Origin of the sequence: Vibrio sp. OPT18 (genome assembly GCF_015163615.1) — a bacterium.
Lineage (GTDB): Bacteria > Pseudomonadota > Gammaproteobacteria > Enterobacterales > Vibrionaceae > Vibrio > Vibrio coralliirubri.
Genome location: NZ_JADDYK010000021.1, coordinates 350,151 through 361,847, shown reverse-complemented (window position 1 = coordinate 361,847; position 11,697 = coordinate 350,151). Strand labels below are relative to the sequence as shown.

General features: G+C 43.9%; 11 protein-coding genes. 7 read left to right on the top strand and 4 right to left on the bottom strand.

Annotation, left to right across the window (positions count from 1 at the left end; all coding sequences use genetic code 11):
* Together IQQ51_RS26620 and IQQ51_RS03915 are read left to right on the top strand one after the other, a co-directional pair.
* Positions 1–139, top strand: a 139-nt coding sequence (locus IQQ51_RS26620; protein WP_228012673.1) for a RimK/LysX family protein, incomplete at its 5' end; no start/stop codon positions are given.
* 323 nt (positions 140–462) lie between these two features.
* Positions 463–2,070 carry an ABC-F family ATPase gene (locus IQQ51_RS03915; protein ID WP_081322178.1) on the top strand — a complete coding sequence of 536 codons (1,608 nt, stop codon included), beginning with the start codon at positions 463–465 and terminating at the stop codon, positions 2,068–2,070.
* 153 nt (positions 2,071–2,223) lie between these two features.
* Here IQQ51_RS03915 and IQQ51_RS03910 read toward each other — a convergent pair whose 3' ends face one another.
* The 3 genes from IQQ51_RS03910 to IQQ51_RS03900 form a co-directional block, all read right to left on the bottom strand.
* Positions 2,224–4,110 carry a methyl-accepting chemotaxis protein gene (locus tag IQQ51_RS03910; protein ID WP_193840425.1) on the bottom strand — a complete coding sequence of 629 codons (1,887 nt, stop codon included), beginning with the start codon at positions 4,108–4,110 and terminating at the stop codon, positions 2,224–2,226.
* A gap of 312 nt (positions 4,111–4,422) precedes the next feature.
* A complete protein-coding gene (locus IQQ51_RS03905; RefSeq protein ID WP_048608275.1) occupies positions 4,423–4,947 on the bottom strand; it encodes a hypothetical protein in 525 nt (174 codons plus the stop codon).
* A 98-nt stretch (positions 4,948–5,045) separates the two neighbouring features.
* Positions 5,046–5,423, bottom strand: coding sequence for a YgiW/YdeI family stress tolerance OB fold protein (locus IQQ51_RS03900; protein WP_048608277.1), 378 nt, complete (start codon positions 5,421–5,423; stop codon positions 5,046–5,048).
* Between the two features lie 286 nt (positions 5,424–5,709).
* Here IQQ51_RS03900 and IQQ51_RS03895 point away from each other — a divergent pair, with 286 nt between their 5' ends.
* From IQQ51_RS03895 to modC, 4 genes are read left to right on the top strand one after another with little or no spacing between them, the layout of a single operon-like run.
* A complete protein-coding gene (locus tag IQQ51_RS03895) occupies positions 5,710–7,176 on the top strand; it encodes a cobyric acid synthase (protein WP_193840424.1) in 1,467 nt (488 codons plus the stop codon).
* A 56-nt stretch (positions 7,177–7,232) separates the two neighbouring features.
* Positions 7,233–7,991 (top strand): molybdate ABC transporter substrate-binding protein, encoded by a 759-nt coding sequence (modA, locus tag IQQ51_RS03890; RefSeq protein ID WP_193840423.1) that lies wholly within the window; start codon positions 7,233–7,235, stop codon positions 7,989–7,991.
* On the top strand, positions 7,992–8,690 hold the full coding sequence (gene modB, locus IQQ51_RS03885) for a molybdate ABC transporter permease subunit (protein ID WP_048612662.1): 699 nt from the start codon (positions 7,992–7,994) through the stop codon (positions 8,688–8,690).
* Entirely contained in the window at positions 8,687–9,793 is a 1,107-nt protein-coding gene (modC, locus tag IQQ51_RS03880) for a molybdenum ABC transporter ATP-binding protein ModC (RefSeq protein ID WP_048613560.1), read from the top strand. Before modB ends, modC begins: the two co-directional genes overlap by 4 nt.
* A gap of 312 nt (positions 9,794–10,105) precedes the next feature.
* On the opposite strand, the gene IQQ51_RS03875 is transcribed toward modC, so the two are convergent.
* On the bottom strand, positions 10,106–10,543 hold the full coding sequence (locus IQQ51_RS03875) for a DUF3069 domain-containing protein (protein ID WP_017069091.1): 438 nt from the start codon (positions 10,541–10,543) through the stop codon (positions 10,106–10,108).
* Positions 10,544–10,674: 131 nt separating this feature from the next.
* On the opposite strand from IQQ51_RS03875, the gene IQQ51_RS03870 reads away from it, so the two are divergent.
* On the top strand, positions 10,675–11,646 hold the full coding sequence (locus tag IQQ51_RS03870; RefSeq protein WP_193840422.1) for a diguanylate cyclase: 972 nt from the start codon (positions 10,675–10,677) through the stop codon (positions 11,644–11,646).
* The last annotated feature ends 51 nt before the right edge of the window (positions 11,647–11,697 follow it).

Sequence of the window (11,697 nt, the reverse complement as noted above, 5' to 3'; positions counted from 1 at the left end):
TCTGAAAGACAAAACTGAGTTTACTCTAGCGGACCGAACGCATCTTTCTTTCCCACTTCTGTTGGGTAGAAGCTTCTTTAGAGATGTTGCGGTAGTAGATGTAAGCCAAAAATACGTTCAAAAGAAAATTACTAAATAATAGTTCTGCTCGTCATCAAAGATTTTCGTTTTGAAGAGCTATAGTTTCAAAGTGGCGAACTTAAAAGACTTTTAGTGTTGATAAATGAAATCCCTACCAGTTCTGCTGGTGGGGATTTTTCTATTTACACCCCAATAACGTATGAAAAGCATCTAAATGGTCTATGTTTACTATTCGTTTACTGTTTAGCCTCGACAACGTGATCGAGATCTCTATATAATCCGCGCTTCGATTTTTGTTTAATCCATACTTTCGTACTTCTTATTTAGGTTCTTGAAATAGCCTAATAATTATCTGTCAGTACACGCTTAGGAATTAGTTCTTTGATATCTACCGCGAACATCACAATGCAATTTGGCGCAGAGCCGCTGTTTGAAAACATCTCTGCTAAATTTGGTAACGGCAACCGTTATGGTTTGATCGGCGCCAATGGTTGCGGCAAATCAACGTTCATGAAAATCCTAAGTGGAGCATTAACGCCAAGCTCGGGCAACGTTTCTATCACTCCAGGAGAAAAACTGGGTGTGCTAAGCCAAGATCAGTTCGCTTTCGAACAGTACAGCGTTATCGACGTTGTGATCATGGGCGACAGAAAACTTTGGGAAGTAAAACAAGAACGTGACCGCATTTACTCTTTGCCAGAAATGAGCGAAGACGACGGTATGAAAGTCGCAGAACTTGAAAGCGAATTCGCGGAAATGGATGGCTACACAGCAGAAAGCCGTGCTGGCGATATCCTAATTCAAGCGGGTATTGAAGAAGAGTTCCATTTCGGCTTGATGCAGCAAGTTGCTCCAGGTTGGAAACTGCGTGTGTTATTGGCACAAGCTCTGTTTGCAAACCCAGATATCTTGCTTCTTGATGAACCAACCAACAACTTGGACATTCACACGATCAACTGGCTTGCTGAAGAGCTAAACCAGCGTAAATGTACAATGATCATCATTTCGCACGATAGACACTTCCTGAACTCTGTGTGTACGCACATGGCAGATATCGACTACGGTGAGCTACGTGTTTACCCTGGTAACTACGAGTACTTCCTAGAAGCATCTGGCTTGATTCGTGAACAGCTTCTAGCAAGCAACGCTAAGAAAGCGGCTGAAATCAGCGAGCTTCAAGATTTCGTAAACCGTTTTGGTGCTAACGCATCTAAAGCAAAACAAGCAAGCTCTCGTGCTAAGAAAATGGACAAAATCACGCTTGATGAAGTGAAATCATCGAGCCGTATGAGTCCATCTATTGATTTTGGCGAAGGTAAGAAACTGCACCGTCAAGCGCTTGAACTTCAAGACCTTGGTCACGGCTTCGATGGCGAAACATTGTTTGCTGGTGGTAACTTGTTGCTTGAAGCCGGTACTCGTCTTGCGGTTATCGGTGAGAACGGTGTGGGTAAAACCACGCTGCTACGTTGCCTAGTTCAAGAGCTAGAGCAAAACGAAGGTATCGTTAAATGGTCTGAAAACGCATCAGTAGGCTACTGCCCACAAGATAGCACTAAGGATTTTGATAACGACCTGAGCATCTTCGATTGGATCTCACAATGGCGCACAGTGAAGCACGATGACCTTATGGTACGTGGCATTCTAGGTCGTCTATTGTTCACTGCTGACGATGCGAACAAAAAAGCGCGTAACTGTTCTGGTGGTGAGAAGAACCGCCTGTTATTCGGTAAGCTAATGATGCAAGACATCAACGTGCTGGTAATGGACGAACCAACTAACCACATGGACATGGAAGCAATCCAAGCCCTGAACGACGCGTTGAAGGTTTACACTGGCACGCTTATCTTCGTAAGTCATGACCGTGAGTTCGTTTCTTCACTAGCAACACACATCATCGATGTGAAAGACCAACAGCTAGTGAGCTTCCAAGGTACTTATGAAGAGTACTTAGATCACCAGAAAAAGATGCTGATGGTTAGCTTATAACCGAGTTGGTTAATCTATAGTCGCGTTGGTGAACTACGACTCGATACAAGTTCATCTGCGTTGAGAATAAGAAAGCCCCCGAACACAATTGTATTCGGGGGCTTTTTGTTAGATTCGCGCTTAATCATATTTTCATATACGAACAACTATCTTTTAATATTTGAACAGTTGAACCTGCGTATTTAACTGTTGAGCAATGCCGCGTAACTCTTCGGAAAGTTGACGAGAGTTGTCCGCTTCTGTCGACATGTTATCTGAAACGTCGTTAACCAACTGAATATTCTTACTGACTTCACCAGTTACGGTTCTTTGCTCAGAAGCTGCGTTCGAGATGTGTGAAGCCATATCTGAGATTTGCTGGATAGACGTGGCAATCTCTTCTAATGCAGTTGTGGCGTTATTCGCGTCATCGACACTTGATTGCGCCAAGTCTTGGCTGCGTTGCATCGATTCCACTGCGCTCACGCTGTTTTTCTGTAGCGTCTCGATCATTTCACGAATCTCATCAGTAGAGCTATGAGTACGCTGCGAAAGCACACGTACCTCATCTGCTACAACCGCAAAGCCACGACCTTGTTCACCAGCACGTGCTGCTTCAATCGCCGCATTAAGAGCGAGTAGGTTAGTCTGTTCAGCAATATCAGAAATGGTCGAGAGAATCGTATTGATATCCAATGCGTTCTTTTCAAGCTCTTGGATAATACCGGAAGCATTCTCTACTTGCTGTGCAAGGTTGGTGATCGAATCTTGGTTACGAATGATCACCTGTTTACCTTGTTCACAGTTCTCCGTTGAGCTAATCGCTGAGTCAGCGGTCATTTGTGCGTTGTTCGCCACTTCTTCTGCTGTTGCCGACATCTCATGCACTGCGGTCGCAATCTGAGAAATTTCATGCAGTTGAACCGATAGCCCTTCACTGGTTTGGCGAGCAACATTGGTGCTGACTTCAGATTGCTGGTTAAGCTGGTGCGAAGAATCCGCAATATCACGTACGATTTCTTGAAGCTTGGCGATGAATGCATTGACGTGGTGTGCCAGGGTACCGATTTCGTCTTTGCTGTTTACTGTAATACGCTGTGTTAAGTCGCCATCACCCTTAGAGAGAGCTTCCATTGCCGAGCTTAACGTTGTTAGCGGCGCTAGGGCTTTTTTGATGATGAACATTGCTACAAACGCGATAACGGCAAGTTGAATCAGGCCAAAAATCGCCGATTGACGTAGCAATGAGCGGTAAGAGGCAAAAGATTTGGTTTTGTCGATAACAACAGTGAAATACCAATCAGTATGTGGGACTTTCTGAGCTGAAAGTAGGGACTCAGTACCATCAACAGTTAGCTCTTCAAATTCCGGGCTTTGAGAAAGCAATTTAATTTTCTGAGCTGAAAGGTTTCGTGAAACGTTAGACACCGATTTAAGCGTTAAGCTACGATCTCTGTGAGCAACGATATTACCGTTACCATCAACAAGGAATGCGTATACCCCAGGCTGCTCAATGCTGACTACATCATTGATCAATGTGTTGAGATTAAGATCCGCACCGATGACACCAGAATAACCATTGGTTCTAAAAGGGCTCGCGATGGTAACAACAAGATCATTGGTTGCCACATCGATGTAAGGTTCAGTGACCACTGTTTGCCCTTTTGCCATAGGAACCTTGTACCAATCACGGGTACGAGGGTCGTAACCTTCAGGTACAGGCAAATCGACACCTTGCAGGAATTGGCCATCAGAAAGACCCGCGTATGCGATTTGGAATCGACCTGCATTGGTGCTTTGAGTGAAGTAACTGGTTGGATCGTCAGTGTATTTAAAGGCATCTTTGGCAGCATTGACCACGTTGATGCGTCCCCCAATCCACTTTTCAATACCTGCGACATTCGCATTCGTTAAAGTTGTCGAATACTGCTGAATCGAGCGGTACGTTTCGTTAAGAAGTTGCTTCCCTGTTATATATGTCTGAATCATTGTCATTGCGAAAATAATGACAACAAACATCAATGTTAATTTGTTCTTGATTGAAATGTTGCTCACACCCATTTACGGTACTTCACTCTATTAAAATTTGGAAGAGAGAGTATCAGTACGGCGTACTAGCGTAAAGTTGTTTTATCAATTGGCTCTTATTAATAAGTTAATCATATAAAAGAGATTTAAAACAGAACGTTAGATTAGAAGCAGGTTAAACAGGTTTTAGAGTTTTGGACCAAACAAGGCAGCGGCATAGAAAGGAAAACGTGAAGGGTTTTTAAGGCTAATAAGTATCAGAACGTATTAGCCTTGAAGATAGTCGTTGTAAGTAAATACTATTAAAATTAGCTATTTACAACGCTAGTAGTGTTTTGGGAGCTTTTAAAATCCGAATCGAGCTGACATTAAGATTTGGTGGCCGTATGTGCCGTTATTGCGCATATCAAGGCCAACAGACAGTTGATCAGTTGAATGGAAACGAGCACCGATGCCCACAATTGAACGAGTGTCATCGTTGTCGATCAGTTGACCAAGGCGCGCGTTAACTTCAACGTTTGCCATTAACCAAGCTCTCAAGCCAAGGTTGATTTCTGTTTTGATGTGGTTGTCGTCATTACGTTCAATGTTGTGCAGTAACATTTGGCCAGTAACGTCAGCAAATTGACTGATTGGGCCGTTGAATCCCATACCTACCGCTGCATCCCAATCACTTTCAAATTCTGAATCGATACGAGCAACAAAGTGAGAGTTCTGAGTGAACATTGTTGTGACTTCACCACCGAAAGTACTTGGGCTAGTACCCATGCGCAGCTCGAATGTGTTGTAGTTAAAGTTGTTTGCAGACGCAGAGAATGAACACAGTGCAGCGAGTCCTAAAAGGACAGTCTTATTCGTGCAACCTAGCATGGTGACTCCATATAAATTGTATTTTTCGGCAGTATAATACAAAAAAGCCTGCAATATGCAGGCCAATTATTTGAAGTCAGTGTTTTTATATTAATCGCTTATAGAACCTGGATGTGGTCCACTTCGATTTCCGGTGTCTTGCCGCCTTCATATTCGCCGAAGATACGAACTTTTGTATCAGCGGTCAGTGGTTGTGCTAGGCGGATATCATCATCCAGTTCGATTTGAATTTCACTCTGGCCATCAGAGAAGACAAACGTGTCATTCTTTAGTTGACGAACAATCTTGCCATCCACAATTGCTTCTTGCTCTGCGAACATGCTTGTGTCGGCAAGTAGTGTCGCAACAGAAACGGTTTCAATCGGCCCAGTGTAAGCAATAGCGCTTTCGTGCTTGTTGCTGTTGTGGTCACTAGCCATTGCGAAAGTAGGAGCAAGGATAATAGTAGATGCGATAGCTAATACAGTCTTTTTCATGGTGAATCCCTTAATGTTGTTTTTAGTAGAAACGTTTTTCTGATTTTGAAACGTTTCTTTTCGTTAGTACGTTTTTTGTTGAGTCGCCTGTTATCGTTCACAAGCTTCGTTTCGATGGAGCTATTAAACAACACTGGGGTTGAATCCAGAGTGAGTAACACATTCATTTTCCATTCATTTTATTGAGCATCTAATCGGCAATGACGTTAAGATGGTCGCAGAGAGAGATTGCCCATAGCTATAAATTGAAAATTAAGAAATTAAGAAATTAAGGATTTAAGTACAAATGCGAGCACCATTAAGTGCCCTTATGGTTCAAGGGACAACGTCAGATGCCGGGAAAAGTGTTTTGGTGGCAGGTTTATGCCGTGTTTTGGCAAGGAAAGGAATCAAAGTGGCACCTTTTAAGCCACAGAACATGGCGTTAAACAGTGCTGTGACAAAAGATGGTGGCGAAATTGGCCGTGCTCAAGCGGTTCAGGCGCAAGCTTGTAATATTGAGCCAACTGTTCACATGAACCCTGTATTGCTAAAGCCTAATTCAGATACCGGCGCTCAAGTGATTTTGCAAGGCCGAGCGCTAAGCAACATGGAAGCGACGGGCTATCATGATTACAAGAAAGTCGCGATGGATACGGTTATCGATTCGTTTGACCGACTTTCTGAAGAATATGAAAGCGTGATGATTGAAGGTGCGGGGAGCCCAGCTGAAATCAATCTTCGTGAAAATGATATCGCTAACATGGGTTTTGCTGAGAAAGCGGATATCCCAGTGATCATTGTTGCTGATATAGACCGTGGTGGTGTTTTTGCGCATCTCTACGGGACATTAGCTCTATTGTCTGAATCTGAACAAGCTCGTGTAAAAGGCTTTGTGATAAATCGTTTTAGAGGCGATATCGCACTTCTTCAATCAGGCCTAGATTGGCTAGAGGAAAAAACCGGAAAGCCAGTAATTGGTGTCTTGCCATATCTGCATGGTTTTAACTTAGAAGCGGAAGATGCCATTACCTCTGCTCAAGAGTCTGACGGAGAAGCTAAGCTTAAGGTGGCGGTGCCAGTGCTAACCCGAATCAGCAACCATACAGACTTTGACGCGTTAAGACTGAATCCTTCGATTGATTTACGTTATGTCGGTAAAGGTGAACGTGTAAACAACGCTGATTTAATTATCTTGCCGGGTACAAAGTCGGTAAGAGCAGATTTGGATTACCTAAAACAACAAGGCTGGGATAAAGATATTCAACGCCACCTGCGCTTAGGCGGCAAAGTAATGGGTATCTGCGGCGGCTATCAAATGTTAGGTAACATTATTCACGATCCTGATGGCGTTGAAGGGGAACCCGGCAGCAGCGAAGGGTTAGGGTATTTGGATACTGAAACGGCCCTTACACAGCAGAAAACCTTAACCAACGTACGCGGCACTATGACGCTGGATGGCAAAACAGCACAAGTAAAAGGGTATGAAATCCACGTAGGCAAGACTGATGTCAAAGAAACAACCTTACCGGTTCAGTTAGAATCTGGCAGCCTAGATGGCGCTGTGAATCAAGATAACTCGATTTTTGGTACTTACCTTCATGGCGTATTCGACAACAGTGATGCGTTGTCGCTGATTTGCGAATGGGCAGGAGCCAACGATGTGACCGCGATTGACCACGAACAGCTTAAAGAGCTGGGTATTAATCGAATCGCTGATGCCGTCGAAGAGTACTTAAATCTTGACCTGCTTTGGCCTGAATTAACTGCTTAAGCCGCCATTTAGAAGTTAGCTAAAGAACCTAAACGAACAATAGATAAGTGATAACAATGAAAAAGCGAGTCTTCCTTTTAACCATGGCCCTAACTTCGGCACTGACTTCTACTCATCTTTTGGCTGCGGAAAAGCTACGAGTTTACGCTGCATCGTCGATGACCAATGCGGTTAATCTGTTGGTTGAAGAGTTTGAGAAAGACCATTCTGTCGATGTGATTCCTGTGTATGCGAGTACGTCGTCTTTGGTGCGACAAATCGAAAGAGGAGCACCAGCAGACATTTTTATCTCGGCAAATGAAAAATGGATGACGCATTTAGTCGACCGTAAATTGGTTTCTAGTGACAATGTCACAAATCTATGTGAAAACGAACTGGTACTGATTTCCCCTAAAGAGACATCGGTAACTTTAGACCTATCAAAAGGTGAGCAATGGGCTGAACTGCTTACTAATGAAAGGCTTGCAGTGAGTAACACCATGTCGGTTCCTGCTGGTATCTATGCGAAAGAAGCGTTAGAAACGTTGGGTGTATGGGACGATGTGAAGACTCGATTAGCACCAAGTAACAATGTTCGTATGGCTTTAGCCTTAGTCGAGCGCAGTGAAGCTAAGCTTGGCATTGTCTACAAAACGGATGCGTTGCTTTCTAAAGAAGTAAACCTAGTGTCGACCTTCCCATCAAATCTGCACACACCAATACATTACCCTGTAGCGAAGTTGAGCGATAAAGTCGTCGCAGAAGAGTTCTATACTTTCCTAAAGAGCGAAAAAGCGAAAGACACCTTGAACAGTTTTGGATTTGAAGTGCGTTAGATGATGTATTTATCGGAATACGAATACCAAGCCTTAATGCTGAGCTTAAAAGTCGCTGGGTTTGCCATCTTATGGCTTATCCCTATCGGCATTGGTTTAGCATGGCTGCTTGCTAAGAAACAGTTTGTAGGCAAAACCATTGTTGAGAGCATTGTCCATTTACCCTTGGTACTTCCACCTGTGGTCATCGGCTATTTACTGTTAGTTATGATGGGCAGGCAAGGCATCATCGGCTCGTGGCTTAATGACGTGTTTGGTATTGTATTCAGCTTTAGCTGGAAGGGCGCGGCACTCGCTTGTGTGGTTGTGGCGCTGCCATTGATGGTTCGCTCTATCCGACTGAGCCTAGAAACCGTAGACAGTAAGCTTGAAGAGGCTGCTGCCACATTAGGCGCTTCACCTCTTCGCGTGTTTTTCACGATCACTTTGCCCTTGATGATCCCAGGGATCATTACCGGCACCATGCTTTCATTCGCAAGAAGCCTAGGGGAGTTTGGCGCGACCATCAGCTTCGTTTCAAATATTCCCGGTGAAACTCAAACCATTCCATTGGCGATGTATACCTTTATTGAAACCCCTGGTGCGGAAATGGAAGCGGCGCGTTTGTGTGTTATTTCTATTGTGATAGCGCTGGGTTCATTGATGCTATCCGAGTGGCTCAACAAAAAGTCAGCACAACGCTTGGGAGGCAATGCATGAGTGCTTTGATCCTCCAATATCAGCAACAACTTGGTGAAACCTTCTTTGATATCGACTTGGAATTACCAAGTAGCGGCATTACAGCCATTTTCGGTCGTTCTGGCGCGGGTAAAACCTCACTTATCAATGCGATCAGTGGCCTTAAACAGCCCGATAAAGGCTTGATCAGCGTATCTGGAACCACACTGTTTGATAGTGAAAATGGCATTAACTTGCCGACTCACAAACGTAACGTCGGTTATGTGTTCCAAGAGTCGCGATTGTTCCCACACATGAAGGTGGCGGCGAACCTTAAATACGGCATGAAAAGCGTCGATAAAGCGCACTTTGAGCAAATAGTCTCGTTGCTGTCTTTGGGTTCATTGCTTGACCGCTACCCAGCTCGTTTGTCTGGCGGTGAGAAGCAACGTGTGGCGATTGGCCGCGCGTTGTTATCCAAGCCGAGCATTTTGTTGATGGATGAGCCTTTAGCGTCTCTCGACTTGCCTCGTAAGCGCGAAGTGATGCCATTTCTGGAAAACTTATCCGAAACCGTCCAGATACCGATCATCTATGTCACTCATAGCCTCAATGAAATCTTACGCTTGGCAAATCACCTTGTGATCATTGACCAAGGTAAAGTGATTTCATCGGGCGTGACGGAAGAGGTCTGGGCATCGAGAGCTATGCAACCTTGGCAATCTTTTTCAGAGCAGAGCTCTTTGTTTGAAGCGACATTAGCGGAACATAATGACGATTATGCGTTGTCTCGCTTGATGTTAGGAAAGTCGACGTCATTGTGGGTTCAAAAAGTATCGAGTGAGCTTGGTACGACAGTGAGGCTGCAAGTTAGGGCAAATGACGTCTCTATAACGCTAGAACAGCCGAAAGGAACGTCGATACGTAACATCCTTCCTGTCACCATTAAAAGCGTAGAGACGCACCAGCAAGGCACAAATAAGCAGAGTGTCGCTGTTGAGCTAGAGTTAGAGTCCGGGTGCTACTTATGGGCAACCATTACATTGTGGGCGCTGGATGAGTTGAATCTAGAAATCGGGCAGCGTGTTTACGCGCAAATTAAGGGTGTGAGTGTCGCTCAAAGAGATATCGCGGTAACGCATTAAATCTGAGAAGGTCTGCTTTTCGATATTGTCGCGATACTACTGGTTCTAGGTTCTGAAAATACGATCTTGATTCCATGAATGGATACATGCGTCATTTTTATACGGTATAACTGCCAGTTTTGCGCCACACTGTATGAGTGTTAAAGCATATGATTTGTCGAATCATATTAACATTAGCAACAAGAACATACAGACGTAACGATCGACGAACAGAAAATAGCGGATATAAAAAAGCCGCGTGTTTAAAGAAACATGCGGCTTAATCTTAAGTATTACTGTTAGCGCTTAGCCTAGTTTTAGGTGACTAGCGACTTACTTAGTAAAAACTTCTTTGAAATCACGCTTCAAGATTGCATCACGACGAGCTTTCTTGATTTGTTTAACCATGTCTTTTACACAGTTGTGTAGAACTTGGTCTAGCAGTTGAGCACGGTACTCTTCTTTTTCTTCGTCAGTCATGTCTTCTGGAAGTTTAAGAGTAGGGAACTCTTCCATCACGTTAACACCAGCGAAAGCTTGGCTAACTGAGATTAGAGCGTGGAACTGCTCGAAGTTGTCTAAAACATTTTGTGCGCTTGCTGGAAGGCTGTCCCAAGCTTCGCGTACTGCTTCTTCAGACACTTCGTGAATAGAAGTAACCATAAAGTGCATCTCTTTTGGCACGCCATCAAATTCGATAACTTGACGAAGTTCTGGTGAGATGGTGGTTAAATCGATTTCTTGTTGTTCGTTGTTTGTAGCGTCTGACATAGTATTTCTCTTTAAAAAGAAACAATGCTAAAAAGATCTGTAAAAAAGTCAATATAATATAGAGATTAGGGCATGATTTAAGCCTAAATTTGAGCTACTTTGAATATTCAACACTAGATAAAGGTGATGTGATGATAGAAAAGGGATCTTCGATGCGCATATTGCTGGTTGATGACGTTCAACTAGATAGGATGCAACTTGCTATCCGACTCAAGCAACTGGGTCATATTGTAGAAGCTGTCGGTAGCGGAAAAGAAGCCCTGAGTGTTTATTCTGATTTTGATCCTGAACTCGTGTTACTTGATATCAGCATGCCTGAGATGGATGGTTTCGAAGTGGCTAATGAGGTTCGAAGCCGATTCCCAGAATGGGTTCCCATCATCTTTCTTAGTGGTCACGAAGAACCTGAGATGATCGCAAAAGCGATTGACGCTGGTGGCGACGATTACCTGATCAAACCGGTGAACAAGGTCGTTTTAAATTCTAAGTTGATTGCGATGCAACGTATCGCGCACATGAGACGAGAGCTAAAACAGAGCACAGCCAAACTCGAAGAACTGAACATCCTTCTGCAGCAACAAGCCAACGAAGATGGCCTGACCAAATTGTATAACCGTCGATATATGGATACTAAGCTTGAAGAGAGCATAGCGTGGCACGGAAGACGTAATATATCCATGACAGTTATACTTCTAGATGTAGACTTCTTTAAGCCTTACAACGATAATTATGGTCATATTCAAGGGGATAAGTGCTTACAAGGGCTTGCTAATACCTTGAAACAGCTGTTTGTGCGTGCGGGAGAATTTGTTGGTCGTTATGGCGGTGAAGAGTTTGTTCTGATTCTTAGCGATACAGACACTGAAGGCGCTAAGGTACACGCGACTCGAGTTAAAGAGGCATTGCATGAGATGAACTACGCTCATGAACACTCAACGGTATCGGATAGAGTGACAGCGTCACAAGGTGTGTTGTCATTTGTGCCAGAAGGTAGCGAATCTATTGCGTCTATTTACGAAAAGGTCGATCAAGCGCTTTATCAAGCGAAGCAAAGCGGCAGAAATACATTTGTACAACGCAACATTTTGGAGCTTGCTCGTTAGTTGGCGAGCTCTTTTAGATATTTGAATTTATACTTCTAATAGCGTTTGAGC

Bases quoted from the DNA above. Each gene is read 5' to 3' on its own strand.
- IQQ51_RS03910 (WP_193840425.1), bottom strand. From the start codon at position 4,110: ATGGGTGTGAGCAACATTTCAATCAAGAACAAATTAACATTGATGTTT.
- IQQ51_RS03905 (WP_048608275.1), bottom strand. From the start codon at position 4,947: ATGCTAGGTTGCACGAATAAGACTGTCCTTTTAGGACTCGCTGCACTG.
- IQQ51_RS03900 (WP_048608277.1), bottom strand. From the start codon at position 5,423: ATGAAAAAGACTGTATTAGCTATCGCATCTACTATTATCCTTGCTCCT.
- IQQ51_RS03895 (WP_193840424.1), top strand. From the start codon at position 5,710: ATGCGAGCACCATTAAGTGCCCTTATGGTTCAAGGGACAACGTCAGAT.
- modA (WP_193840423.1), top strand. From the start codon at position 7,233: ATGAAAAAGCGAGTCTTCCTTTTAACCATGGCCCTAACTTCGGCACTG.
- modB (WP_048612662.1), top strand. From the start codon at position 7,992: ATGATGTATTTATCGGAATACGAATACCAAGCCTTAATGCTGAGCTTA.
- modC (WP_048613560.1), top strand. From the start codon at position 8,687: ATGAGTGCTTTGATCCTCCAATATCAGCAACAACTTGGTGAAACCTTC.
- IQQ51_RS03875 (WP_017069091.1), bottom strand. From the start codon at position 10,543: ATGTCAGACGCTACAAACAACGAACAACAAGAAATCGATTTAACCACC.
- IQQ51_RS03870 (WP_193840422.1), top strand. From the start codon at position 10,675: ATGATAGAAAAGGGATCTTCGATGCGCATATTGCTGGTTGATGACGTT.